This is a genomic window from Actinomadura sp. NPDC000600, assembly GCF_040492135.1.
Lineage (GTDB): Bacteria > Actinomycetota > Actinomycetes > Streptosporangiales > Streptosporangiaceae > Spirillospora.
On sequence record NZ_JBEUPD010000016.1, the window covers coordinates 42,394 to 65,944 of the forward strand.

Below are 23,551 nucleotides of genomic sequence, written 5' to 3' on the forward strand. Positions count from 1 at the left end.
CCCTGCCGTTACCTGCCCGTTAAAGACTCCAACCCGTCTCGGTCAGGGTCTTGACAGCGTCCGTGGCGCCGGTGAGGCGGACCTTCGCGACGTCCCGGCGGCCCAGTGCCCACAGGACCAGTTCGCCTACCGGGCCATGTACGCGGACGGCTCCGCGGCCGCCGCCGGACACCCGGACGGCCCGCCCGTCGGGCTGGACGAAGGTTACCTCGACCTGAACTTTTCGTAGGACAAAGCGGGCAATTCTTATCCTTCGCCAGAGGAGTTCTTCGAGTTCCGGCGAGAGGTCGCGGGGCTCCCAGTCGGGACGCGCGCGCCGGATGTCCTCATGGTGAACAAAGAACTCGACGGCGTTGGCGTTTTTGTCGACTCCGGGAAGGGCGTAGGGCGAGAACTTCGGCGGCCCCTGCGCGAACCGTTCCACCAGCCGTTCGAACGGCACCGCGCGGGCCGTCCGCCGCCGTACGCGCTCGGTGTAGAACGACAGCGGGGGCAGCAGGATCCCGGGGGCGGCGTCGGGGCGCCCCTCGCGGACGACCAGATGGGCGGCCAGGTCGCGGGCGTCCCAGCCGGCGCACTCGGTGGGCGCGTCCGGACCCGCCTCGGCCAGCGCGGCGGCGAGCTCCAGCCGTTCGCGGCGGACCGGGCCGGGGGCCACCGGGCCGGAACCGTCCCGCTTCGGGGCGGACGGCGCGGGGTCGTCCTCGGGCGTGCTCATCGACCGATCGTAGGCCGTGGCGGGCCGACCGGGAATAAGCGCGCTGGCCGGATGGTAGGCAATATCCAGCCCCGCAAACCCCCCGGCGCGGTCGCGAGGGGGCCATTTCCCGGGTACCGCCGTGATCGAGGAGTCGCCGTGCCACCTGCGTCCAGACGCGTCAGTCCCCATGTCCTCCGGGAGGGCATGGGCGTCCTGTGGGTGGCGGTGAAGGCGGAGCCGCGGGTGTTCACGCTGTCGGTGCTCGCGAGCGGCCTGTACGCGGCGATGACCGTGGGGACCGCGCAGGTCCTGGGCTGGGCGACCGGCCACGTCGTGCTGCCCGCGTTCGAGTCGGGGCACACGACCGCCGGGGCGCTGTCCGGGGCGGCGGCCCTCATCCTGGCGGTGGCGCTGCTGAAGGCGCTCGGCGTCGCGGGGCGCCGGTTCTACGCGGGGCTCATGCAGTACCGCCTGCAGGCGTCCTACAGGCGCGCGGTGACCCGGCAGTACCTGCGGCTTCCGCTGGCGTGGCACCACCGGCACCCGACCGGGCAGCTGCTGTCGAACGCCAACGCCGACGTCGAGGCGGTGTGGGCGCCGATCGCGCCGCTGCCGATGGCGGTCGGCGTCGTGTTCATGCTGCTGATCGCCGCGGTGTCGATCCTGTTCACCGACCTGGTCGTGGCCGGGGTCGGGTTCCTGGTGTTCCCGGCGGTGGCGCTCATCAACGTGGTGTACCAGCGGCGGCTGTCCCCGGTGGCGACCCGCGCGCAGCAGCTGCGCGCGGAGGTCAGCGAGGTCGCGCACGAGAGCTTCGAGGGCGGCCTGGTGGTCAAGACCCTCGGCCGGGAGGCGGCGGAGACGGAGCGGTTCGCCGAGCGGGCGCGGGAGCTGCGGGACGCCAACATCGCGGTCGGCCGCATCCGCGGGCTGTTCGACCCGGTGCTGGAGGCGCTGCCGAACCTCGGGGTGCTGGCCGTCCTGCTGATCGGGTCGCTGCGGCTGGAGTCGGGCGCGATGTCGCCGGGCGACCTGGTCAACGTCGCCTACCTGTTCACGCTGCTGTCGTGGCCGATCCGGGCGCTGGGCTGGGTGCTGGGCGAGGTGCCGCGCAGCGTCGTCGGGTGGAAGCGCGTCCGCGGCGTCCTGGACGCGACGGGGTCCCTGCCGTTCGGGGACGCCTCGCTGGACGCGCCGGAGGGCGCGGCGACCGAGCTCCAGGTCCGGGAGGTCAGGTTCGCCTACGAGGACGCGAGCGGCGGGTCGGACTCGCGGCACCGCGTCCTGCACGACGTGTCGTTCGCCGCGTCGCCCGGCCGGACGATCGCGGTCGTCGGGCCGACGGGGTCGGGCAAGTCCACGCTCACCTCGCTGCTCGTCCGGCTGGTCGACCCGGCGGACGGGTCCGTCCTGCTGGACGGCGTCGACCTCCGGGACGTGCGGCGCGGCGGGGTGGCGGCGACGGCGGCGCTCGTCCCGCAGCAGACGTTCCTGTTCGACGACACCGTGCGCGGCAACGTGACGCTCGGCCTCGACGTCCCGGACGAGCGGGTCTGGGAGGCGCTGCGGCTCGCCCAGGCCGAGGGGTTCGTCGCGGCACTCGCGGAGGGGCTCGACACGAGGGTGGGCGAGCGCGGGGCGACCCTGTCGGGCGGCCAGCGCCAGCGGCTCGCGCTGGCGCGGGCGCTGGTGCGGCGGCCCCGGCTGCTCGTCCTGGACGACGCGACGTCCAGCGTCGACCCGCAGGTCGAGGCGCGCATCCTGCAGAGCCTGCGGGAGGCCCAGACCGGCGAGTCCGGCGGCGCGACCGTCGTGGTGGTCGCCTACCGCAAGGCCACGATCTCGCTCGCCGACGAGGTCGTCTACATGGAGCACGGCCGCGTCATCGCGCGCGGCTCCCACACCGAACTGCTGGAGAGCTCCGAGGGCTACCGCAACCTCGTCAACGCCTACGAGCGGGCCGAGGCGGAGCAGGAAGCGGTCGAGGGCGGCGAGGAGGCCCTGGCATGACGGTGATCGACACGGCCTCGAAGCCGAGCGGCGCCCCCGGACTGAGCGACACCGCCGCGGAGGGCGCGATCAGCACGCTGCGGCGCGGGCTGCGGCTGAGCCCGGAGTTCCGGGCCGGCCTCGCCGGGACCCTGGCGCTCGCGCTGGTGTCGACGGCCGGGCGCGTGGTGGTGCCCGTCGCCGTCCAGCAGACGATCGACAAGGGGCTCGGGCGCGCGGACGGGCCCGACATCGCCTTCATCCGGACGGCGGTGCTGCTGTGCGCGGCGGCCGTGCTGGTGACGGCCGTGTGCGCGTACCTGATGAACGTGCGCCTGTACAGGACGTCCGAGGGCGGCCTGGCGTCGCTGCGGATCCGGGCGTTCCGGCACGTCCACGACCTGTCGATGCTCACCCAGAGCGGGGAGCGGCGGGGCGCGCTGGTGTCGCGGGTGACCGGCGACGTCGACCAGATCAGCCAGTTCATGCAGTCGGGCGGGCTGATGTTCATCGTGTCGATCGGGCAGCTGGTCGTCGCGAGCGTGCTGATGGTCGTCTACTCGTGGCCGCTCGCGCTGCTGGTGTGGGCGGCGTTCTTCCCGCTGGCGTTCGCGCTGCGCCGCTTCCAGCGGATCCTGTCGAGGGCGTACATGCGGGTGCGGGAGCGGATGGGCGACCTGTTGGCGGCGGTCAGCGAGTCGGTCGTGGGCGCCCCGGTGATCCGCGCCTACGCCTCGGAGGAGCGCACGGGCCGGCGGGTGGACGAGACCGTGGAGGCCTACCGGTCGGCGCAGACCCGGGCCCAGGCGATGGTCGCGCTCACGTTCCCGGTCAGCGAGCTGGTGGCGGCCTTCGCCACCGCCGCCGTCGTCATCGCCGGGACGCTGCTCGGCGTCGCCGGGGAGGTGTCGGCGGGGCGGCTCGTCGCGTTCCTGTTCCTGGTCACGCTGTTCGTCAGCCCGATGCAGACCGCCACCGAGGTCCTGAACGAGGCGCAGAACGCGATCGCGGGCTGGCGGCGGGTGCTCGGCGTCCTGGACACCGTCCCGGACGTGGCCGACCCCGGCGAGGCGGGCGAGACGCTGCCGCGCGGCCCCATCGAGGTGCGGTTCGAGTCGGTGGGGTTCGCCTACCCGGGCGGGCCGCCCGTCCTGCACGACGTGAACGTCGAGATCGCGCCGCGCAGCCGCGTCGCGATCGTCGGGCAGACCGGGTCGGGCAAGACGACGTTCGCCAAGCTCCTCACCCGGCTCATGGACCCGGTGTCCGGCCGCGTCCTGGTGGACGGCGTGCCTCTCGACCGGGTCCGGTTCTCGTCGCTGCGCGAGCGGATCGTCATGGTGCCGCAGGACGGGTTCCTGTTCGACGCCTCGCTCGCCGACAACATCCGGTACGGGCGGCCGGAGGCGTCCGACGACGACCTCGTCCTCGCGCTGACCGAGTTGGGCCTGGCCGACTGGCTGGACGGCCTCCCGCAGGGCCTCGCCACGCCCGTGGGGCAGCGCGGCGAGTCGCTGTCGGCGGGCGAGCGGCAGCTCGTCGCGCTGGCCCGCGCCTACATCGCCGACCCGGACCTGCTCGTCCTGGACGAGGCGACCTCCGCGGTGGACCCGGCGACCGAGGTCCGGCTCCAGCGGGCGCTGGACGGCGTGACGCGGGGCCGCACGGCGATCTCGATCGCGCACCGGCTGTCGACGGCCGAGGCGGCGGACGAGGTGATCGTGTTCGAGGCGGGGCGGATCGTCCAGCGCGGCCCGCACGCCGAACTCGTCGCCGAGCCCGGCGTCTACGCGGACCTGCACGCGTCCTGGATCGCCCAGCGGAGCCTGTGACGGGTTCCACAGGGCGTCTTCCTGGGTAAACGCGGGCTAAAGCACTTGCCCGATATCTGGTTCGGTGCGCATTCTGCTGGGGTGAGCAACGAGGTCGTGTTGGAATCGGCGGGCACGCTGCACGGTCAACTGCAGCGTGGACTCGGAAGGGCCGCGCGCCGCGCGGCGGACACGCGCGGCGCGGGCGAGTACGTCTACGCCTGCGTCCGGCGTGATCCGCGCTGGGATCGGCAGTGCGAGTCGCGGCGGCTGTACTACGCCCGGTTGATGGTGGATCTGGAGCTGCCCGCGGGGCCGGTCGCGGAGCATCTGTTCGATCCGTCGGACCATACCGACCCCGACGAGTGGCGGGTGGACCTGGCGCTGGGCGTGCTCGCCGACCTGGTGCGGCTGAGCCGGCGGGAGGCGGCCGTGCCGCTGCGCCGGTACGCCGAGGAGGGCGCGCAGTGGTTCGACGCGGTCGCCGAGCTCATCGATCTCGAGGACCCGTCGCTCGCGGCCGGCCTGGACTCCCTGGTCGCGGCGCGGTGCGACGACGCCGACCTGGCGCTGCTCATCCCGGGCCGGTACAACCCGGTGATCGAGGCGTGGGCGGCGCGGCAGCCGCGGGTGGCCGAGGCGCTGGCGCGGCACCGGGAGGCGGGGCGGGCGGCGCGCCGCGCGATGGTCCCCGCCTCCGGGCGGGAGGGGCAGAGCGAGGCCGAGCTGCTCGATCTCGCGCGGCGCCGCGGCGAGGGCGCCATCGCGGCGATATTCGAGCTGGGCCGCCGCCGGACGCTCGCGCTGCTGGACCTCGCGGAGGAGCTGCTGCCCCAGCGGCCGAGCAGGTTCGGCGGCGCGGTGTGCCGGGCGCTGCGGGAGTACGGGCCGGAGACGCTGCCGCGGGCGCGGATGTGGGCCGCGGAGCGGGGCGGCTGCGCCGACATGGGGCTCCGCATCCTCGCCCGGTACGGCACCCGCCAGGACATCCCCCTGCTGATGGACGAGCTGAACGGCGCCGTCGCCCGGCGCGACTGGGCCGACGCCGCGAGCCCGATCGAGGGGCTGGGGCGCCTGCGCGCGGGCGAGGCCGTCCCGCTGTTGAAGACCGCTTGGACCGAGTCGACCTACGCCTATCTGAGACCCCGCATCCTGACCGCGTTGACGAGAACCGCCCCGCACACCGCCGAGTCCTACACCGTCGAAGGGCTGTGGGACTGCGAGGAGGGCGTGCGGGCCGAGGCCGCCCGGACCGCGCCGCTCACGCGCGAGACGTCGCTGCGGCTGCGGCGGCTCCACCACGACGACGCCGAGGACCCCGCCGTCCGCGCCGCCGCCGGCGCCCGCATGATGACCTGAACCGACCGGCGACCCGAGCCCGGCGGCGACCTGGGTCCTCCGGGGGCTGAGGCTGGATGAACCCTTCCGGGGTGGGGCGCGTATTGGTTCCTCGAATCGCGTGTCTCACCCCGGAGAGGAACAGCGATGGGTTCCCGACACCATCTCGGCCTGACGAGGCTCGGCCTCATGAAGACGCTGCCGCTGTGCGCCGCCGCGCTGGCGCTGCCGCTGGCGGCCGGCTGCTCCGCGAAGTCGGACGCGGCGGGCGGCGGCAAGGCCGCGAAGCCGGCGAGCCTGGCGGAGCTGGCGCAGCAGACGGACTGCTCCCTGACCGGGAAGCGCAAGGTCAAGGATCTGGAGCAGGGGAACTGCAAGAACGCGACAGGGCGCTACGTCCTGCTGAGCTTCACCACCGACAGCGGCATGAACGCCTGGCTGGAGGAGGCCAAGCCCTGGGGCGGGACGTACCTGGTCGGGGCGCGCTGGGTGGTCGTCAGCCAGGAGCAGACGCTGGAGACGCTGCGCAAGGACCTCGGTGGCAAGATCGTCCAGGGGGACAACCACGGGCCGGACCACGGTTCGGGGCACGGCTGAGCCGCGCTCAGGCCCGGCCGGCCGCGCTTCCCTCGCTCGTGCCCTCCTCGCCCCGCACGAGCAGGACGCTCCAGCGCTCCAGGGCGGGGCCGACACGGGCCAGGACGCGCCGCCCCGCCAGCCCGCGGCGGACGATGCCCGGGTGCCACAGGGGGTGGCCCGGGCCGTCGACGACGACGCGGACGGCGGCGACCGGCAGCGTCCCCGCGCGCTCGGCGACGAGCGCCGACTCCATGTCCGCCAGCCGGGCCCCCTGCGCCGCGAGCAGCGCGCGCTCCGCGCCGCGGACGACGTGGTCGGTGGTGGCCAGGGGGCCGACCTGCGCGCTCAGCCCGTCCCGGATCAGCTCCTCGGCGAGCAGGCGCGGCGCGGCGCACGGCACCGCCTTCCCGCCCGCGCCGGGACCGCGGATCTCCTCCGCGACGAGGACGTCGCCGGGCCGCAGCCGCTCGTCGAGCGCGCCGCCGAACCCGGCGACGACGAGGGCGGCGCAGGCGACCGGAAGCCGGTCGGCGCGCCGCGCCCGGTAGCCGACGACCACGACGGGCGTGCGGGTCAGGCCGCGCCGTAACGCGCGCGCCTCCATGCCGAGCGCGGCGCACACCACCGGGCCGAGCATCGGCGCGTCCTCGGCGTCCTCCAAGTCGTCCCCGGCCGTCCCTCCAGTGAAGTCCACCCGTCCAGCGAAACACGAGGTCATCCGGAGATCCAGCGCCATCACCGCGAGGGGCGACATTCGCGCCGCGCGGATCCGCCTCGGGGAGGGCGCGGGCGGCCGCCCCGCCCGCCTAGACTCCCCGGCATGACCTCGACCTCCTTTCCCCTTCGGCGGAAGCTGGCCGTACTCCCCTTCGTCCTGCTGCCCCTCGGCGCCGCGGCCGCGTGCGGCGGCGAGAACAGCAAGACCTCCTGCGACCTCAACTCGTGCACGGTGACCTTCGACCGCGGCGTCGAGGCGAGCGCGTCCGTCCTCGGGATGAAGGCCGAGCTGGTGAGCGTCCAGGGCGAGACGGTCACCCTCAGGATCGGCGGCCGGAATGTGACGGTGCCGGTCGGGGACGGGCAGCAGCAGGTCGAGGGGATCGACGTCTCGGTGCAGTCCGTCACCAAGGACCAGGTCGTCGTGAGGATCTCCAACAACGGCTGATCCGGACTATGATTCGCTCATGCGTTCGATGAACGTGGCGGAGCGCCGGGCCCGGCTCGCGCTCCGCCACCGGCTCTGCCCCCCGGCGAGGACCGACGACGTCCTCGAGATCGCCCGGTCGATGGTGGTCCTGCACGCCACGGACCCGGCCACCGTCTTCCTGTCGGTCGCGGCCCGCAGCCTCCACGCGGTCCCCGCGGCGGTGGAGAAGGCCCTGTACGACGACCGCGCGCTGCTGCGGATGCTCGCGATGCGCCGGACGATGTTCGTCGCCCCGACGGAGCTGGTCCCGGTCCTGCAGGCGTCCACGGCGAACGCGCTGGCGGCCAAGCAGCGCGCCACCTACGGCCGGCTGATCGAGCGCGGCAGCGACATCGCCGACGCGCGGGCCCTGTTCGCCGAGGCCGAGGAGGCCGCCCACCGGGCGCTGCTGGCGCGCGGGGCGGCGACGGGCGCGCAGCTCAGCGCCGAAGTGCCCCTGCTGCGGACGCAGGTCGACCCGGCGCCCGGCAAGTCCTACTCGCGGCCGACGAGCATCACGACCTGGGTCCTGGTCACGCTCGGCTGCGAGGGCCGCATCGTGCGGGGGCGGCCGAACGGGTCGTGGACGAGCAGCCAGTACGTGTGGTCGCCCGTCGAGACTTGGCTTCCCGGCGGGGTCGACGAGTCCCCCGCCGCCGAGGCCCGCGCCGACCTCGTCCGGCGCTGGCTGCGCGCGTTCGGCCCCGCCCCCGCCTCCGACCTGAAGTGGTGGACGGGCTGGAGCGCCGGCGACGTCAAGAAGGCCCTCGCGCTCCTGGACGTCACCGAGGTCGACCTCGGCGGAGGCACCGGTCTCGTCCTGTCCGACGACCTGGAGCCCGCGCCCGCGCCGGAGCCGTGGGCGGCGCTGCTGCCCGCGCTCGACCCGACCCCGATGGGGTGGCAGGAGCGCGGCTGGTTCCTCGGCGGCCACGGGCCGCTGCTGTTCGACCGCAACGGCAACGTCGGGCCGTCGGTCTGGTGGGACGGGCGCATCGTCGGCGGCTGGGCGCAGCGCAAGGACGGCGAGATCGCCGTCCGGCTCCTGGAGGACGTCGGCGCCGACGCCGAGGCCGCCGTCGAGCGGGAGGCGGCGCGCATGGCGGAGTGGTACGGCGACGTCCGCGCGACCCCCCGGTTCCGCACCCCGCTGGAGCGCGAGCTCACGGCCTGACGCGCCGGGCCGGTCAGAAGTAGGGGCCCGCGGCCGTCGCGGCCCTGCGCTTGGCGCCGCTGCGCCTGAGGATCGTGACGATGAACGCGACGGCGGCCAGGGCGCCGAGGCCGAGCGCGGCCAGCAGGGCGAAGCCGAGATACCCGTTGGCGCTGTCGTCCGGTGCCACGAGGACCGGCCCGTCGGCGCCCCGGCAGGTCAGCCGGGCGTCCCCCGACACCGGCGCCGTGAACGTGGCGGTGTAGCGGTAGGAGGCGCGGGCGGAGGCGCTCCAGGAGTTCTTCCTCGTGAGCTGGACGGGCCCGGACCGCTCCCCCGCCTCGACCCGGCACGCGTACGGGGCCGCGCCGCCCTCCCGGACGTAGACGAAGTAGTCGTAGCCCTCCGTGAGCCGGACGATCACCCCGGACTCCGCGTCCCCCACGGCCACCGGGCCGCTCGCGACCTCCGAGTCGTCCCACAGGAGCCAGGCCATCGCCAAGAAGCCGATCACCGCGACCAGGACCAGGGCGATCGGCAGCGCGTACCAGCCGGCGCCGGGGCTGATGCGCTGCCTCCGCGGCGCCCATCCCGGCTCCGGCAGGCCGTGCGCGGGCTGCCCCGGCCCCGCGGGCGGCGGCCCCGCGGGCGGCGGTCCCATCGGCGGGTTGGACCCGGGCCACATGTCTTCTCCCCCGTGCGGAGCGCGTGTGCGGAAGGGTGACGATCCCCGGGAAACGATCCCAGAGAACCGTCCGCCCCGCCAGGCGGCGGCCTGTAAGGGGCCGCTGACCGAGGCGATGGGGCATGTCTGTAACGTCCCCCTGGACGAAGGAGGTGCATGTGGCGGCACTGCCCGGCCTGACCCCCGGGACGCTCCCGCCCGAGACCGCCGGGCTGCGGGCCCGGGTCCGGGAGTTCCTGGCCGAGACGCCCTTCACGGCCCGCTGCGACAGCTGGCTCACCGGCGCCGACCCCGCTTTCAGCCGCCTGCTCGGCGAGCGCGGCTGGCTGGGCATGACGCTCCCGGAGCGCTACGGCGGGCACGGGCGCTCACCGCTGGAGCGGTTCGTGGTGATCGAGGAACTGCTGGCCGCCGGGGCGCCGGTGGGGGCGCACTGGATCGCGGACCGGCAGACCGGCCCGTCCATCCTCGCCCACGGCACCGAGGAGCAGAAGAGGCGGTTCCTGCCGGCCATCGCGCGCGGCGAGTGCTTCTTCGCGATCGGGATGAGCGAGCCCGACTCCGGGTCCGACCTGGCGTCGGTCCGGACCCGCGCCGAGCGCGACGGGGACGGGTGGCGGCTGCACGGCACCAAGGTGTGGACGAGCGGCGCCCACCTCGCGCACGCGATCCTCGTGCTGGCCCGGAGCGCCCCCCGCTCCGAGGACCGGCACGCGGGCCTCACCCAGTTCATCGTGCCGCTGCCCGACGAGCGCGTGGCGATCAGGCCGATCCGGGGGCTGTCCGGCGAGCACCACTTCAACGAGGTCGTGCTCGACGGCGCGTTCGTGCCGGACGCGCTCGTCCTCGGCCGCCCCGGGGACGGGTGGCGGCAGGTCACCGCCGAGCTGGCCTACGAGCGCAGCGGCCCCGAACGGCTGCTGAGCACCTTCATGCTCATCCGGCTCCTGCACGGCCGCGCCGGGAGCACCGGGGCGCGGCGGGCGCTCGGCGGGCTGACCGCGCGGCTGTGGGCGCTGCGGCAGGCGTCGCTGGCGGTCGCGGGCGCGCTCGCCCGGGGCGAGACCCCCGAGCTGGCCGCGGCCCTGGTCAAGGACCTCGGGACGCGGTTCGAGCGCGAGGTCATCGCGGTGGCGCGAGACCACGCGGGCGTGGAGCCGGACCCCGGCTCCCCCGACCCGCTGGCCCGCGCGCTGGCGGAGTCGGTCGTCCAGGCGCCCGGGTTCACGCTGCGGGGCGGCACCAACGAGATCCTGCGCGGCATCGTCGCCCGCGGCCTGGGAGTGCGCTGATGGGGCTTCTGGAAGACACCGCGGACGAGATCCTCGCCGGCGGCGACCCGTGGCAGGCGCTGGAGGAGTCGGGCCTGACGCTGGCGGGAGTGCCGGAGGAGGCGGGCGGCAGCGGCGGGGACCTCGCCGACGCCGCCGCCGTCCTGCGCGCGTCCGGGTACCACGCGGCGAGCGTGCCGCTGGCCGAGACCCTGCTGGCCGGGCGGCTCCTCGCCGACGCCGGGCTGCGGGTGACCCCCGGCGTCATGACCGCCGTGTCCGGCGAGGTCGAGGCGGTCGAGGCCGGCGGCGGCCTCACCCTGAGCGGGACGTTCCGCCGGGTCCCCTGGGCTCGCTCGGCGCGGTCCCTGGTCGTCCTCGGCGGCGGCCTCGTCGCCGTCGTCGATCCCGCGCACGCGGAGATCAACGAGGGCGCGAACGTGGCGGGTGAGCCGCGCGACGAGGTCGTCCTCTCCGCCGCCCCGGCGCAGGCCGCGGCGCCGTGCGCGGTGGACGCGGCCGAGCTGCGGCGGCGCGGCGCGCTGGCGCGGGCCGTCCAGCTGACGGGGGCGATGGCCCGGGCGCTGGACCTGTCCGTCCGGTACGCGGGCGAGCGGGAGCAGTTCGGGCGGCCGATCGGGCGGTTCCAGGCCGTCCAGCAGATGCTGGCGGAGCTGGCCGGGGAGGCGACCGTGGCGGACGTCGCGGTGCGCGCGGCCGTCGCCGCCCACGGCGACCCGGTCGCGGTGGCGGCCGCCAAGGCGAACGCCTCGCGGGCCGCGGGCAGGGCGGCGGAGATCGCGCACCAGGTGCACGGCGCGCTCGGCGCCACCGAGGAGCACCCCCTGCGACGGATCACCCTGCGGCTGTGGTCATGGCGGGAGGAGTACGGGAACGAGGCCGCCTGGGCCGACGACCTCGGCGCCGCGCTCGCCGCCGCACCCGACCCGTGGGACCTCGTCACCGGGACCTGAACCTGCAGGCCGCGGCCCGTGTCGGCTACCTTACTAAGGAGTAGACAAGAGCGTTCGGAGACACCGCGTTCGGAGCGAGCGGCGTTCGGAGAGAGCAGCGTTCGGAGAGAGCATGGCGCCTTGGGACCGACTGCCCGTCCCGCCGATCAGGCTGCCCCGGGGGCTGTCATGGCCCAGAGGGCTCCCCTGGCCGGGCGGGCTGCCGTGGCCGGGCGGGCTCTCCTGGCCGGGAGGGCTGGCCCCCTACACCGTCCAGCGCGACCTGCCGGTGGCCATGCCGGACGGGGTCACGCTCCTCGCCGACCGGTACGTGCCGATCGGGGTCCGGAAGCCGCCCACCATCCTCGTCCGGACCCCCTACGGGCGGCGCGGGCCCGCCGCCCTCGCCAACGGCCTGCTGTTCGTCCCGTTCGGTTTCCAGCTGGTCGTGCAGAGCGCGCGCGGGACCTCCGGGTCCGGCGGCGAGTTCGACCCCCTCGGCAGCGAGCGCGCCGACGGGCTCGCCACCGTCGAATGGCTGAAGCGGCAGCCCTGGTTCCACGGCTCGTTCGCCACGTTCGGGCCGAGCTACCTGGGCTACGCGGCGTGGGCGATCGCGGCCGAGGCCGGGCCCGAGCTGAAGGCGATGTCCCTGCAGATCACCGCGTCCACGTTCCGGGACGCCGCCTACGTGGGCGGGTCGTTCGCCCTGGAGTCCACGCTCACCTGGACCGATCTCACGCACCGGCAGCAGCGCCCGCTCGGCATGCTGACCGCGCCGCTGACGTCGCGGCGCCGCGTCCAGCGCGCCGCCCGCTCCGGCCGGCCCCTCGCCGAGCTTGACGTGGTGGCCGGGGGCGAGCCCATGCGCTTCTACCAGGACCTGCTCGAGGGCCACGGGGCCGCGAACGGCTACTGGGACACCCGCGACTTCAGCGGCACCGTCGGGGAGGTCGCGGCGCCCGCCACCCTCCTCGGCGGCTGGTACGACGTGTTCCTGCCCTGGATGATCAAGGACTATCTGTCGCTGCGCGCCGCCGGGCGGGCGCCGTACCTCACGATCGGCCCCTGGTGGCACACCGACGCGCGCCACGGCCTGCCCGCGATCCGCGAGTCGCTCGCCTGGTTCCGCGCCCATCTCCAGGGCGACCCGTCCGGGCTGCGGCGCGACCCCGTCCGCGTCTACGTCACCGGCGCCCGCGAATGGCGGCACTACCGCGACTGGCCCCCGCCGGGCATGCGGCAGACGCGCTGGCACCTGCACGCCGGCGGCGGCCTCGGCGAGGACGGCCCGCGCGACGCCCGGCCCAGCGCCTACCGCTTCGACCCGGCCCGCCCGACGCCCGCGCTCGGCGGCCCCACCCTGCTCGGCAGCTCCCGCCCCGTCGACAACCGGCCGCTGGAGCGGCGCCCGGACGTCCTGGTCTTCACCTCGCCGCCGCTCGCCGACGACCTGGACGTCATCGGCCCGGTCGGCGCGGACCTGTTCGTCCGCTCCGACCGCGAGCACACCGACTTCGTCGTCCGGCTCTGCGACGTCTCCCCGGACGGGACGTCCCGCAACGTCTGCGAGGGCGGCCTGCGCCTGCCCGCCGCCACCGCCGTGCCCGCCGGCACCGAGGGGGTGCTCCGCCTCGTCGTCGACCTGTGGCCGACGGGCCACCGGTTCCAGCGCGGCCACCGCGTGCGCGTCCACGTCACCAGCGGCGCCCACCCCAAGGTCGCCGTCAACCCCGGCACCGGCGAGCCCATCGCCACCGCCGCGACGAGGATGGTCACCGCCCGGCAGGAGGTCTTCCACGACCCCGACCACCCGTCGGCGATTATCCTCCCCGTCGTGGAACGCTCCCCGGAGGCCGCGGCTCCCGCTCCCGACGAGGAAGCCACCTAGCGCCGCCGCCGGGGGCTCAGCTCAGCCGGGAGGCGATCGCCTTGGCGAACCTCTCCGCGCTGCCGGGCGCGTCGCGGAGGTAGAGGGCGGGTTCGGTCAGTTCGAGCTCGATGAGCATCGGGGTGCCGTCCGGGCCCGGGATCAGGTCGACGCGGGCGTAGAGGAGGTCCTCGCCGCCCGGAACGGCTGCCAGGGCGCGGGCCGCCACCTCCAGCTCGGCCTCGGTCGCCGTGGACGGGGTCACCTGCCCGCGCGTCGGATCGTCGCGCACCCAGCCCTGGACGCCCGCTCCGGCGGTGAGGATCTGCGCCTTGCGGCCGGCGTGGCTGTACTCGCCGTCGCAGAAGACCAGCGCCGTCTCGCCGACCGTGTCGACCGCCGACAGGTACGGCTGGACCATCGCCGTCCGGCCCGCCTCGCGGAGCGACCGCAGGTGGGCGCGGGCGGCGTCCTCCTCGCCCGCCCCCCAGCGGGCGGTGTCGCCCGCCCCGATCGAGACGGCCGGCTTGATCACGTACTCCGGCCAATCGGACGGGATGTCGTCCGGGTCCCACAGGGTCGGAACGACGGGGACGCCCGCGGCGGCGATATCGCGCAGGTAGCGCTTGTCGGTGTTCCACCGCACGATCGCGGCGGAGTTGAGGACGCGGGGCAGGCTCTCCGCCCACGCCGCGAACGCGTCCCGCCTTTCGGTGTAGTCCCAGGTGGAGCGGATGACGACCAGGTCGTACCTGGACCAGTCGACGTCGGCGTCCCAGACGACGGGCTCGGCGTCCGCGCCTTCGGCGGCCAGGGCCGGGATCAGGTCCTGGACGTCGTCGCTTCCGTCGGGCAGCAGGGAACAGGTCGCGAGAGCGATGGTCATGCGGGTGTTTCCGTCCTGCGGGGGGTTTCTACTTCAGCGAACCTGGTTGCCGGCCTCGCGCAGCGCGGCCTTGACCTCGGAGATCTTCAGGTCCCCGAAGTGGAAGACGCTGGCGGCGAGGACGGCGTCCGCGCCCGCCTCCACGGCGGGGGCGAAATGCTCGACCGCGCCCGCGCCGCCGCTGGCGATCACCGGGACGGTGACGGCCGCCCGGACCCGGCGCAGCATCTCCAGGTCGAACCCGGTCTTGGTGCCGTCGGCGTCCATCGAGTTCAGCAGGATCTCGCCGACGCCGAGCTCCTCGCCGCGGCGGGCCCACTCGATCGCGTCGATGCCGGTCCCCTTGCGGCCGCCGTGCGTGGTGACCTCGAAGCCGGACGGGGTCCCCGCGGCGCGCCGGGCGTCCACCGACAGCACGACGCACTGCGAGCCGAACCGGTGCGCGGCCTCCCGGAGGAACTCCGGCCGCGCGATGGCCGCGGTGTTGATCGAGACCTTGTCGGCGCCCGCGCGCAGCAGCCGGTCGACGTCCTCGACGGTGCGGACGCCGCCCCCGACCGTCAGCGGGATGAACACCTGCTCGGCGGTGCGCCGCACCACGTCGTAGGTGGTGGAGCGGTCGGCGCTGGACGCGGTGATGTCGAGGAACGTCAGCTCGTCGGCGCCCTCGGCGTCGTAGCGGCGGGCCAGCTCGACGGGGTCGCCCGCGTCGCGCAGGTTCTGGAAGTTGACGCCCTTGACCACGCGCCCGGCGTCGACGTCCAGGCACGGGATCACCCGCACGGCGACGGTCACTTCACGGCCTCCAGGGCCTCTTCCAGCGTGAACGCGCCCGCGTAGAGGGCCTTGCCGACGATCGCGCCCTCCACGCCGAGGGGGACGAGCCCGGCCAGCGCGCGCAGGTCGTCCAGCGACGAGACGCCGCCGGAGGCGACCACGGGCTTGTCGGTCCGCGAGCAGACCTCGCGCAGCAGCTCGGTGTTGGGGCCGCGCAGCGTCCCGTCCTTGGTGACGTCGGTGACCACGTACCGGGGGCAGCCGTCGTCCTCCAGGCGCGCGAGGACCTCCCACAGGTCGCCGCCCTCGCGGGTCCAGCCGCGCGCGGCCAGCGTGGTGCCCCGCACGTCCAGCCCCACCGCGATCCGCTCGCCGTGCGAGGCGATGATCTTGCGGCACCAGCCGGGGTCCTCCAGGGCGGCGGTGCCGATGTTCACGCGGGCGCACCCGGTGGCCAGGGCCGCCTCCAGCGACGCGTCGTCGCGGATGCCGCCGGACAGCTCGACCTTCACGTCCAGCTTCCCGGTCACCTCGGCGAGCAGCTCCCGGTTGGAGCCGCGCCCGAACGCCGCGTCGAGGTCGACCAGATGGATCCACTCCGCGCCCGCCTCCTGCCAGGCGAGCGCCGCCTCCAGCGGCGCGCCGTAGGAGGTCTCGGTGCCGGCCTCGCCCTGCACCAGCCGGACGGCCCGGCCGTCGGCGACGTCGACGGCGGGAAGGAGCGTCAGAGTCATGCGGAAACCCTATCGAGGCAGATGGGACGGGGTGCTCAGGTGGGCGGGTGCTCAGTCCAGGGTGGCGAGCCAGTTGCGCAGCAGGTGGGCGCCGGCGTCGCCGGACTTCTCCGGGTGGAACTGGGTGGCGCACAGCGGGCCGTTCTCGACGGCGGCGACGAAGCGGTCTCCGTGCTCGGCCCAGGTGACCAGGGGCGCCGGGATGGTGCCGGTCGGGTCGGACTCCAGGTCCCAGCTGCGGGCGGCGTAGGAGTGGACGAAGTAGAACCGCTCGCCGCGCAGGCCCTCGAAGAGCGCGGAGCCTTCGGGGGCGTCGACGGTGTTCCAGCCCATGTGCGGGACGACCGGGGCGTTCAGGCGGTCGACCGTGCCGGGCCACTCGTCGCAGCCCTCGGTGGTGACGCCGTGCTCGATGCCCTTGGAGAACAGGATCTGCATGCCGACGCAGATGCCGAGGACGGGGCGCCCGCCCGCCAGGCGGCGGCCGATGATCTGATCGCCGTGCACCGAGCGCAGCCCGGCCATGCAGGCGGCGAACGCGCCGACGCCCGGGACGACCAGGCCGTCGGCGGCGAGCGCGGCGTCCCGGTCGGCGGTGACGGTCACGTCCGCGCCGGCGCGGGCGACGGCGCGCTCGGCCGAGCGCAGGTTGCCCGAGCCGTAGTCCAGGATGACGATCTTCTTCACGGCAGGACCGTCCTCACGACCACATCACTCCCCCGGCGAACGCCAGCCCGGCCAGCACCAGCAGCAGCAGCGCGGCGATCTTGAGGCCCTGCTTCACGAAGCTGTACACGCCCGCCAGCAGGAACACCGCGATCGCGAAGATCGCCACGGTGCCGTAGGTGAGGTGCAGGTCGCCGATCTCCACGGTTACAGGGCCCCCTTGGTCGAGGGGATGCCGTGCACCTTCGGGTCGAACGCCACGGCGTCGCGGAGCGCGCGGGCGAGCGCCTTGAACTGGGCCTCGACGATGTGGTGGGCGTTGCGCCCGTAGGGGACGTGGACGTGCAGGGCGACCTGCGCGTTCGACACGAACGACTCGAGGATGTGCCGGGTCATCGTGGTGTCGTACTCGGGGCCGATCATCGGCGCCATGCCGTCCGGTTCCACGTGCACGAGGTAGGGGCGTCCGGAGACGTCCACGGTGACCTGGGCGAGGGCCTCGTCGAGCGGGATGGAGGCGTCGGCGAAGCGGCGGATGCCGGCCTTGTCGCCGAGCGCCTCGCGGAACGCCGCGCCGAGCGCGATCGCGGTGTCCTCGATGGTGTGGTGGCTGTCGATGTGCAGGTCGCCGGCGGTCTTGACGGTCAGGTCGAACGACCCGTGCTTGCCGAGCTGCGCCAGCATGTGGTCGAAGAACCCCACGCCGGTCGCGACGTCGACCTGCCCGGTGCCGTCGAGGTCGATCTCGACGAGGACCTGGGTCTCCTTGGTCCCGCGCTCGACTCGTCCCTTGCGCGTCACAGACTCTCCTCACGGTTCTCGGCGCCGCCGTCCTGTTGGGCGCGGCTCTCGGTGCCCGCTCCCCGCACCTGCCGGAGCGCGGCGCGGAAGGCGGCCATCTCCTCGGGGGTGCCGACGCTGACCCGCAGCCACTCGGGCGGCCCCACCTCCCGGATCAGCACGCCGTGCTCGAGCAGGCCCTCCCAGACGCGGCGGCGGTCCGGGAACGTCCCGAACAGGACGAAGTTGGCGTCGGAGTCGGCGACCCGGAGCCCCTCGGCGCGCAGCCAAGCGACGAGGTCGTCGCGTTCGCGGCGCAGGGCCTCGACGCCGCCGAGCAGCTCCTCGCCGTGGGCGAGGGCGGTGCGCGCGACGGCCTGGGTCACGGCCGACAGGTGGTAGGGCAGCCGGACGAGCAGCAGCGCGTCGACCACGGCGGGGTCGGCGGCCAGGTAGCCGAGCCGGGTCCCGGCCATCGCGAACGCCTTGGACATCGTCCGGGTGACGATCAGGCGCGGGTGGCCGTCCAGCAGCGTCAGCGCGGACGGGGTGCCCGCGCGGCGGAACTCGGCGTACGCCTCGTCGACCACGACCATGCCCGGCGCGGCCGCGAGGACGGCCTCGATCGCGTCGAGGGGCAGCGCCGTGCCGGTCGGGTTGTTGGGCGAGGTCAGGAACACGATGTCGGGCCGGTGCTCCTCGACCGCCGCGACGGCGCGCCCGGGTTCGAGGCCGAAGTCCTCGTCGCGGACGGCGTTCACCCAGCGGGTCCCCGAGACCTCGGTGATGATCGGGTGCATCGAGTAGGACGGCTCGAAGCCGAGCGCGGTGCGGCCCGCCCCGCCGAACGCCTGCAGGATCTGCTGGATGATCTCGTTGGAGCCGTTCGCCGCCCAGACCCGGCCGGCGGTGAGGCCGGCGCCGGGCGTGTCGGTGTTCAGGAAGGCCGCGAGGTCCTCGCGGAGCGCGACCGCGTCGCGGTCGGGGTAGCGGTTCAGCGACCCCGCGACGTCCATGACGGCCTCGCCGAGGGCCTTCACGAGGCGCTCGGACGGCGGGTAGGGGTTCTCGTTGGTGTTCAGCGCGTACGGGACGGCCAGCTGCGGCGCGCCATAGGGCTCCCGGCCGCGCAGGTCGTCCCGCAGCGGCAGGTCGTTGAGCGAGGTCACGAAGGGATCTCCCAGTCGAAGCGGGCCTTGAGCGCGGCGCCGTGGGCGGGCAGGTCCTCGGCCTCGGCGAGCGCGACGACGCGCGCGGTGGCGTCGGCGAGGGCCTCGCGGTCGTACTCGACGACGTGGACGCCGCGCAGGAAGGACTGGACCGACAGGCCGGAGGAGTGGCAGGCGCACCCGCCGGTCGGCAGGACGTGGTTGGACCCGGCGAGGTAGTCGCCGAGCGACACCGGCGCGTGCCGTCCCACGAAGATCGCCCCGGCGTTGCGGACGCGGGCGGCGACCGCGGCGGCGTCGGCGGTGTGGATCTCCAGGTGCTCGGCGGCGTAGGCGTCCACGACCCGCAGGCCCTCGTCGACGCCGTCGACGAGGACGATGCCGGACTGCCGCCCGGCCAGCGCCTCGGTGATCCGCTCGATGTGCCTGGTCCGCGCGACCTGCGCCTTCAGTTCGGCCTCGACCTCGTCGGCGAGCCGCACCGAGTCGGTGACCAGGACGGCGGCGGCGAGCGTGTCGTGCTCGGCCTGGCTGATCAGGTCGGCGGCGACCTCCACCGGGTCGGCCGTGCCGTCGGCGAGGACCGCGATCTCCGTCGGGCCGGCCTCGGCGTCGATGCCGATCACGCCCTTGAGCAGCCGCTTGGCGGCGGCGACGTAGACGTTGCCGGGCCCGGTGACCAGGTCGGCGCGGGGGCACTCCTCGGTGCCGTAGGCGAACATCGCGATCGCCTGCGCGCCGCCCGCCGCGTACACCTCGTCGACGCCGAGCAGCGCGCACGCGGCGAGGATCGACGGGTGCGGCAGCCCGCCGAACTCCTTCTGCGCGGGCGAGGTGACGGCGAGGGAGCCGACTCCCGCCTCCTGCGCGGGCACGACGTTCATGACCACGCTCGACGGGTAGACGGCGCGGCCGCCCGGCACGTACAGGCCGACGCGCCCGACCGGGATCCACCGCTCGGTGACGGTGCCGCCGGGGACGACCTGCGTGGTGACGTCGGTGCGGCGCTGGGCCCGGTGCACGGCCCGGGCGCGGCGGATGCTCTCCTCCAGCGCGTCGCGGACGGCCGGGTCGAGGCCGGCGAGCGCCCGGTGCACGGCCTCCACCGGGACCCGGACGCGCTCCAGTTCGACCCCGTCGAACCTGCCGGTGTACTCCCGTACCGCCGCCGAGCCACGATGGCGCACGTCCTCGCAGATGGGCCGCACCTTGTCCAGGGCGGCCTCGACGTCGAGTTCGGCGCGGGGCAGCACGGAGCGCAGGTCGCCGGGAAGCGAGCCGCGCAGGTCGATACGGGAAATCACCCGCCCAGTCTACGGAGTGCCCTCGGTCCCTCGCGCACCGTCTCACGTCGCGAGACGCGGCGCGTCGCCGCCCCCGCAGGGTCAGATCCGGAGGGTCCCGTCCAGAACGGTCACGGCCGTTCCGGACAGGACCACGCGATCCCCGCGCAGGACGACCCGGACATACCCGCCGCGCGCGGACGCCTGGTAGCCGAGCATCTCGTCCCGGCCCAGCCGGGCGGCCCAGAACGGCGCGAGAGCGCAGTGCGCCGAGCCGGTCACCGGGTCCTCCCCGTCGCCCTCCAGCGTCCGCGCGCCGAAGAAGCGGGACACGAAGTCGTGCCGCCCGCCAGGGGCGCCCTCAGCCGTCACGATCACACCCCGCGCGTCGATCTTCCCGAGCGCCGCGATGTCAGGGGTGAGGCCGAGGACGACGGACTCGCCGTCCACCTCCACAAGCCAGTCGTTCTGCGCGTTCCGCCCGGCTCCGACGATCCTGGCGCCGAGCGCCGCGGCGAGCTCTTCCGGGGGCTCGGCGGGCTCGGCGGGCTGGGCCGGGAAGTCCATGGACAGCTCGCCCCCGGAGTCCCTGGTGACGGTCAGGACCCCGCTCCTGACGGTCTGGAACCGGATCGGGCGGTCGGGAGCGACCGCGCCCGCCTCGTAGAGGGCGTGGGCGCTCGCCAGCGTGGCGTGCCCGCACAGCGCGACCTCGACCTTCGGCGTGAACCACCGCAGTTCGAAGTCGGCCCCGGGGTCCGCCTCCCCGAGCGGCCGGAGGAACGCGGTCTCGGAGTGCCTCATCTCCGCCGCGACCCGCTGCATCCACTCCGGCGGGGCCGGCTCCTCGAGCAGGCAGACCCCGGCGGGGTTGCCGGAGAAAGGGCTGGTGGCGAAGGCGTCCACGACCAAGATCCTCATGGGATCGGACGCTACAAGGCGCCCGGCCGGCGGCGACAGTGCCAATCCACCGGAAGTGGCCCGCCGGGACGCATGCCGCGAAGACCCGGCGAATCGGGCTTCACACTCTGAAAAAAGATGCCTTACCAAGATCATCAATATCGACGTACCCTTGCGGCGAGGGCGTTTCCCGGTGGCGCCCAGGAGCGCGGAGAGAAGATGTGACCGAGCGGCTCGCCCTGTTCCCCCTCGGCACCGTGCTGTTCCCCGGCCTGGTGCTCCCCCTGCACCTGTTCGAGGACCGCTACCGCCGGCTGGTCGGCGACCTCCTCGAACAGCCCGAGCCCCGCGGCTTCGGCGTCATCGCCATCGAACTCGGCCACGAGGTCGGCGAGGGGGCGGCGCACCGCCTCGCCGAGGTCGGCTGCGTCGCCGAGCTCCGCGAGGTGACGCCGCACCCGGACGGGCGGTACGACATCGTCGCCGTCGGCGCGCGGCGGTTCCGGGTGAAGGAGCTGGACCGGTCCCGGCCCTACCTGCGGGGCGAGGTCGAGTTCCTGCCCGAGGAGCCCGGCGCCGACCCCGGGCCCGCCGCGGCCCGGGTCCGGCGGCTGTTCCGGCGCTACCGGCACCGCCTGAGCGCGGCCGGCGCGGGCCCGCTGGAGGAGGTCGAGCCGCCGGACGACCCCGTCGCGCTGTCGTACGCGATCGCCGCGTCGCTCGTCCTGGACGGGCACGAGAAGCAGCGCCTGCTGGAGTGCGAGGACGCGGCGGTGCGGCTGGAGGCGGAGCGCGACCTGCTGGCCAGGGAGAACCGCATCCTGGACGTGCTCCCGATGATCCCCGCCGGGCAGTTCCTGGACGGGTCGTTCACGCCGAACTGAGCGGCCACGGCAGACTGCCACCATGAGCACTGCCAAGGCCAAGGGCGCCAAGGGCACCCCGGCGACCGTCGCCGCGACGAAGGCCCGCGTCGACTTCACCCTGCACGCCTACGAGGTGGACCCGAACGCCGAGTCCTACGGGGAGGCCGCCGCCGACGCCCTCGGGGTCTCCCACGACCGGCTCTTCAAGACGCTGCTGGCCGAGGTCGACGGGAACCTCACCGTCGGCGTCGTCCCGGTCTCGTCGACCCTCGACCTGAAGGCGCTCGCCGCGGCCGCCGGCGGCAAGAAGGCGCGCATGGCCGACCCGCGCGACGCCGAGCGCGCCACCGGGTACGTCGTCGGCGGGATCAGCCCGCTGGGGCAGCGCAGGCGGCTGCCGACCGTGGTCGACGCGTCGGCGTCAGCGCTCGCGACCGTCTACGTCTCGGCCGGCCGGCGCGGACTCCAGATCGAGCTCGCCCCCGCCGACCTCGTCCGCCTCACCGGCGCCCGCGTCGCCGAGATCGCCCGCGGGTAGCCGCCGCACGACCAGCTCCAGCAGCCCGTAGACGGCGACCGCCGGCAGCGCCCAGGACGTCAGCAGGCCCTTGGCGCGCAGGTCGGCGACGCCGGTGACGGTGGTGCCGTCGCGCCCGTGCCGGACGACGTCCTCGAAGTGCCCGAGGCCGACCAGGTTCCCGGTCTTCCAGGCGAGCACGGCCGCGGCGGCGCCGCCCACGGCCAGCCCGAGCAGCAGCGCCGAGTCGTTGTCGCGCCCGCCCGCCAGGTAGGCGACCGCGCCGCAGGCGATCCCGGCGACGGCGGCGATCAGCGCGAAGCGGGCGTCGATGGTGATCGGGCCCTGGTCCTCCGGCTGGGCGAGGAGAGCCTCACCCTGCACGACCACATACGTCACCTTGGGGGCGACCGCCGCCCAGAGCAGGCCCGCGAGCGGCCCCAGCAGCGTGACGACGGCGCTGGTGACCGCCCAGATCGCCAAGAGCCTCCCGGTGGGTCGCCGCACCTCGTACGCTCCTAGTTGCAAGTCGTCCGACAGCGAAAGCCTAGCCTGCCCAGGTCAGCCGATCGACTCTCGAAGGGTGTCCGATTCCCGCCCACGACAGCCCCGATTACTGGGATAATGTGCCCGACATGTCCGGATTCAGCCCTGCGTTCGAACGCCTCGGCGCCGCGCTGGCGGCCGTCGTCCTGCAGCAGCAGGAGACGCTCGCCGAGTTCCTGCCGCGCGAGGACTGGAGCGCCGACCTGACGGCCCGCACCTACACCAGCGGCGGCGTCACGGTCCGCGTCTCGCTGCTCGGCAGCTACGCCGCCCGCGAGCGCACCTGGCTGTGGGGCTGGGCCAACCCCCAGTTCGGCGACGCGCACCCCGCGGTCGCCCCGACCCTGGGCATCCGGACCATCGGCGAGCGGCTCGGCATCACCGAGTTCACCACCCCCGAGATCGACCTGTCCTGGTACGAGGGCCCCGCCGGGCACGGCGGCGAACTGATCGCCATGGCCGCGGGCGGCGTCCTCGGCGGCGCCGGATACATCGGCGCGGGCTACGACGGCGGCTCCGCCTACCTGCACGTGGACGACCCCCAGGCCCCGCCCGCCCAGTGGGACCCCGTCCCCCTCCCCCGCCTGGTCGCCAACGCCGCGAGCCTGTTCCCCCACGAGCCCCGCCTCACCCTGGCCGGCCTCCTGTCGCACCACCGCGTCCCCTACCGGCAGACCGACGTCCTCACCGAGGTCGCACTCCCCGGCGGCGGCACCGCCCGCGCCCACTTCGACGGCCTAGGCCGCTTCGTCGACTGGAAAGCTGAGCTTATGGCGGTTTCTTAGGGTTTTCGGGCCTTGGGGGCCCGAAAACCCTAAGAAACCGCGGTGCGATCGCTGGCATCGCTCCGGCTCGCCTTGCGGCTCGCTGCGCGATCAGTTTCTTGCTTCGC

Annotated in this window: 25 protein-coding genes; 12 read left to right on the top strand and 13 right to left on the bottom strand. The window is 74.5% G+C overall.

All coding sequences use genetic code 11. The features are described 5' to 3' along the window. Positions 1–19 precede the first annotated feature (19 nt). Positions 20–718, bottom strand: coding sequence for a TIGR03085 family metal-binding protein (locus ABWI07_RS23085; protein ID WP_353819762.1), 699 nt, complete (start codon positions 716–718; stop codon positions 20–22). 186 nt (positions 719–904) lie between these two features. Between ABWI07_RS23085 and ABWI07_RS23090 the strand changes: the two genes are divergently transcribed. The 4 genes from ABWI07_RS23090 (at position 905) to ABWI07_RS23105 (ending at position 6,435) form a co-directional block, all read left to right on the top strand. Next, positions 905–2,710 carry an ABC transporter ATP-binding protein gene (locus ABWI07_RS23090; protein ID WP_353819835.1) on the top strand — a complete coding sequence of 602 codons (1,806 nt, stop codon included), beginning with the start codon at positions 905–907 and terminating at the stop codon, positions 2,708–2,710. Beyond that, positions 2,707–4,521: an ABC transporter ATP-binding protein gene (locus ABWI07_RS23095; RefSeq protein WP_353819763.1), complete on the top strand. Its 1,815-nt coding sequence runs from the start codon at positions 2,707–2,709 to the stop codon at positions 4,519–4,521. The genes ABWI07_RS23090 and ABWI07_RS23095 overlap by 4 nt, the downstream gene beginning before the upstream one ends. An 81-nt stretch (positions 4,522–4,602) precedes the next feature. Further along, the gene (locus tag ABWI07_RS23100; protein WP_353819764.1) at positions 4,603–5,859 is read left to right on the top strand and encodes a hypothetical protein; all 1,257 of its coding nucleotides are present in this window, start codon (positions 4,603–4,605) and stop codon (positions 5,857–5,859) included. Between the two features lie 126 nt (positions 5,860–5,985). After that, positions 5,986–6,435, top strand: a complete 450-nt coding sequence (locus ABWI07_RS23105; protein WP_353819765.1) for a hypothetical protein — start codon at positions 5,986–5,988, stop codon at positions 6,433–6,435. A gap of 7 nt (positions 6,436–6,442) precedes the next feature. Here ABWI07_RS23105 and ABWI07_RS23110 read toward each other — a convergent pair whose 3' ends face one another. Next, complete coding sequence (locus ABWI07_RS23110) at positions 6,443–7,111, bottom strand: phosphorylase family protein (RefSeq protein WP_353819766.1); 669 nt, start codon at positions 7,109–7,111, stop codon at positions 6,443–6,445. A gap of 126 nt (positions 7,112–7,237) precedes the next feature. Here ABWI07_RS23110 and ABWI07_RS23115 point away from each other — a divergent pair, with 126 nt between their 5' ends. Together ABWI07_RS23115 and ABWI07_RS23120 are read left to right on the top strand one after the other, a co-directional pair. After that, positions 7,238–7,582: a hypothetical protein gene (locus ABWI07_RS23115; protein ID WP_353819768.1), complete on the top strand. Its 345-nt coding sequence runs from the start codon at positions 7,238–7,240 to the stop codon at positions 7,580–7,582. Positions 7,583–7,601: 19 nt separating this feature from the next. Then, on the top strand, positions 7,602–8,777 hold the full coding sequence (locus ABWI07_RS23120) for a winged helix DNA-binding domain-containing protein (protein WP_353819769.1): 1,176 nt from the start codon (positions 7,602–7,604) through the stop codon (positions 8,775–8,777). Positions 8,778–8,790: 13 nt separating this feature from the next. Here ABWI07_RS23120 and ABWI07_RS23125 read toward each other — a convergent pair whose 3' ends face one another. Continuing rightward, positions 8,791–9,441, bottom strand: coding sequence for a hypothetical protein (locus ABWI07_RS23125; RefSeq protein ID WP_353819770.1), 651 nt, complete (start codon positions 9,439–9,441; stop codon positions 8,791–8,793). A gap of 158 nt (positions 9,442–9,599) precedes the next feature. Between ABWI07_RS23125 and ABWI07_RS23130 the strand changes: the two genes are divergently transcribed. From ABWI07_RS23130 to ABWI07_RS23140, 3 genes are all read left to right on the top strand, one after another. Beyond that, positions 9,600–10,733 carry an acyl-CoA dehydrogenase family protein gene (locus ABWI07_RS23130; protein ID WP_353819771.1) on the top strand — a complete coding sequence of 378 codons (1,134 nt, stop codon included), beginning with the start codon at positions 9,600–9,602 and terminating at the stop codon, positions 10,731–10,733. Further along, positions 10,733–11,686 (top strand): acyl-CoA dehydrogenase family protein, encoded by a 954-nt coding sequence (locus tag ABWI07_RS23135; RefSeq protein ID WP_353819772.1) that lies wholly within the window; start codon positions 10,733–10,735, stop codon positions 11,684–11,686. Before ABWI07_RS23130 ends, ABWI07_RS23135 begins: the two co-directional genes overlap by 1 nt. A 112-nt stretch (positions 11,687–11,798) precedes the next feature. After that, complete coding sequence (locus ABWI07_RS23140; RefSeq protein ID WP_200841662.1) at positions 11,799–13,556, top strand: CocE/NonD family hydrolase; 1,758 nt, start codon at positions 11,799–11,801, stop codon at positions 13,554–13,556. Positions 13,557–13,572: 16 nt separating this feature from the next. On the opposite strand, the gene ABWI07_RS23145 is transcribed toward ABWI07_RS23140, so the two are convergent. The 9 genes from ABWI07_RS23145 to ABWI07_RS23185 all read right to left on the bottom strand — a co-directional run bounded on the left by ABWI07_RS23145 (position 13,573) and on the right by ABWI07_RS23185 (position 20,751). Continuing rightward, positions 13,573–14,421, bottom strand: coding sequence for an ATP-grasp domain-containing protein (locus ABWI07_RS23145; RefSeq protein WP_149257261.1), 849 nt, complete (start codon positions 14,419–14,421; stop codon positions 13,573–13,575). A gap of 33 nt (positions 14,422–14,454) precedes the next feature. Beyond that, positions 14,455–15,216, bottom strand: coding sequence for an imidazole glycerol phosphate synthase subunit HisF (gene hisF, locus ABWI07_RS23150; RefSeq protein WP_149257262.1), 762 nt, complete (start codon positions 15,214–15,216; stop codon positions 14,455–14,457). Continuing rightward, positions 15,213–15,932 carry a bifunctional 1-(5-phosphoribosyl)-5-((5-phosphoribosylamino)methylideneamino)imidazole-4-carboxamide isomerase/phosphoribosylanthranilate isomerase PriA gene (gene priA, locus ABWI07_RS23155; protein ID WP_353819773.1) on the bottom strand — a complete coding sequence of 240 codons (720 nt, stop codon included), beginning with the start codon at positions 15,930–15,932 and terminating at the stop codon, positions 15,213–15,215. Before priA ends, hisF begins: the two co-directional genes overlap by 4 nt. Before the next feature lie 51 nt (positions 15,933–15,983). Next, complete coding sequence (gene hisH, locus ABWI07_RS23160) at positions 15,984–16,619, bottom strand: imidazole glycerol phosphate synthase subunit HisH (RefSeq protein ID WP_353819774.1); 636 nt, start codon at positions 16,617–16,619, stop codon at positions 15,984–15,986. Positions 16,620–16,632: 13 nt separating this feature from the next. Further along, positions 16,633–16,803 (bottom strand): CG2302 family histidine operon protein, encoded by a 171-nt coding sequence (locus ABWI07_RS23165; protein ID WP_200841663.1) that lies wholly within the window; start codon positions 16,801–16,803, stop codon positions 16,633–16,635. Between the two features lie 2 nt (positions 16,804–16,805). After that, complete coding sequence (gene hisB / locus ABWI07_RS23170; RefSeq protein WP_149257265.1) at positions 16,806–17,399, bottom strand: imidazoleglycerol-phosphate dehydratase HisB; 594 nt, start codon at positions 17,397–17,399, stop codon at positions 16,806–16,808. After that, positions 17,396–18,547, bottom strand: coding sequence for a histidinol-phosphate transaminase (locus ABWI07_RS23175; RefSeq protein ID WP_353819775.1), 1,152 nt, complete (start codon positions 18,545–18,547; stop codon positions 17,396–17,398). The genes hisB and ABWI07_RS23175 overlap by 4 nt, the downstream gene beginning before the upstream one ends. Further along, a complete protein-coding gene (gene hisD, locus ABWI07_RS23180) occupies positions 18,544–19,851 on the bottom strand; it encodes a histidinol dehydrogenase (protein WP_353819776.1) in 1,308 nt (435 codons plus the stop codon). Before hisD ends, ABWI07_RS23175 begins: the two co-directional genes overlap by 4 nt. Before the next feature lie 81 nt (positions 19,852–19,932). Next, positions 19,933–20,751, bottom strand: a complete 819-nt coding sequence (locus ABWI07_RS23185; protein ID WP_353819777.1) for a PhzF family phenazine biosynthesis protein — start codon at positions 20,749–20,751, stop codon at positions 19,933–19,935. A 200-nt stretch (positions 20,752–20,951) separates the two neighbouring features. Here ABWI07_RS23185 and ABWI07_RS23190 point away from each other — a divergent pair, with 200 nt between their 5' ends. Continuing rightward, a complete protein-coding gene (locus ABWI07_RS23190) occupies positions 20,952–21,614 on the top strand; it encodes an LON peptidase substrate-binding domain-containing protein (protein ID WP_149257269.1) in 663 nt (220 codons plus the stop codon). Between the two features lie 22 nt (positions 21,615–21,636). After that, a complete protein-coding gene (ybaK, locus tag ABWI07_RS23195) occupies positions 21,637–22,134 on the top strand; it encodes a Cys-tRNA(Pro) deacylase (RefSeq protein WP_353819778.1) in 498 nt (165 codons plus the stop codon). Here ybaK and ABWI07_RS23200 read toward each other — a convergent pair. After that, complete coding sequence (locus ABWI07_RS23200; RefSeq protein ID WP_353819779.1) at positions 22,018–22,620, bottom strand: hypothetical protein; 603 nt, start codon at positions 22,618–22,620, stop codon at positions 22,018–22,020. The genes ybaK and ABWI07_RS23200 overlap by 117 nt on opposite strands. A gap of 128 nt (positions 22,621–22,748) precedes the next feature. Here ABWI07_RS23200 and ABWI07_RS23205 point away from each other — a divergent pair, with 128 nt between their 5' ends. Beyond that, positions 22,749–23,444 carry a DUF6882 domain-containing protein gene (locus ABWI07_RS23205; protein WP_149257271.1) on the top strand — a complete coding sequence of 232 codons (696 nt, stop codon included), beginning with the start codon at positions 22,749–22,751 and terminating at the stop codon, positions 23,442–23,444. Positions 23,445–23,551 lie beyond the last annotated feature (107 nt).

What these genes read in the sequence shown, in the direction of transcription:
- ABWI07_RS23140 (WP_200841662.1), top strand. Translation starts at nt 11,799, where the DNA reads ATGGCGCCTTGGGACCGACTGCCCGTCCCGCCGATCAGGCTGCCCCGG.
- ABWI07_RS23115 (WP_353819768.1), top strand. Translation starts at nt 7,238, where the DNA reads ATGACCTCGACCTCCTTTCCCCTTCGGCGGAAGCTGGCCGTACTCCCC.
- ABWI07_RS23095 (WP_353819763.1), top strand. Translation starts at nt 2,707, where the DNA reads ATGACGGTGATCGACACGGCCTCGAAGCCGAGCGGCGCCCCCGGACTG.
- ABWI07_RS23105 (WP_353819765.1), top strand. Translation starts at nt 5,986, where the DNA reads ATGGGTTCCCGACACCATCTCGGCCTGACGAGGCTCGGCCTCATGAAG.
- ybaK (WP_353819778.1), top strand. Translation starts at nt 21,637, where the DNA reads ATGAGCACTGCCAAGGCCAAGGGCGCCAAGGGCACCCCGGCGACCGTC.
- ABWI07_RS23135 (WP_353819772.1), top strand. Translation starts at nt 10,733, where the DNA reads ATGGGGCTTCTGGAAGACACCGCGGACGAGATCCTCGCCGGCGGCGAC.
- ABWI07_RS23120 (WP_353819769.1), top strand. Translation starts at nt 7,602, where the DNA reads ATGCGTTCGATGAACGTGGCGGAGCGCCGGGCCCGGCTCGCGCTCCGC.
- priA (WP_353819773.1), bottom strand. Translation starts at nt 15,932, where the DNA reads ATGACTCTGACGCTCCTTCCCGCCGTCGACGTCGCCGACGGCCGGGCC.
- ABWI07_RS23085 (WP_353819762.1), bottom strand. Translation starts at nt 718, where the DNA reads ATGAGCACGCCCGAGGACGACCCCGCGCCGTCCGCCCCGAAGCGGGAC.
- ABWI07_RS23205 (WP_149257271.1), top strand. Translation starts at nt 22,749, where the DNA reads ATGTCCGGATTCAGCCCTGCGTTCGAACGCCTCGGCGCCGCGCTGGCG.
- ABWI07_RS23090 (WP_353819835.1), top strand. Translation starts at nt 905, where the DNA reads ATGGGCGTCCTGTGGGTGGCGGTGAAGGCGGAGCCGCGGGTGTTCACG.
- ABWI07_RS23125 (WP_353819770.1), bottom strand. Translation starts at nt 9,441, where the DNA reads ATGTGGCCCGGGTCCAACCCGCCGATGGGACCGCCGCCCGCGGGGCCG.
- ABWI07_RS23185 (WP_353819777.1), bottom strand. Translation starts at nt 20,751, where the DNA reads ATGAGGATCTTGGTCGTGGACGCCTTCGCCACCAGCCCTTTCTCCGGC.
- ABWI07_RS23145 (WP_149257261.1), bottom strand. Translation starts at nt 14,421, where the DNA reads ATGACCATCGCTCTCGCGACCTGTTCCCTGCTGCCCGACGGAAGCGAC.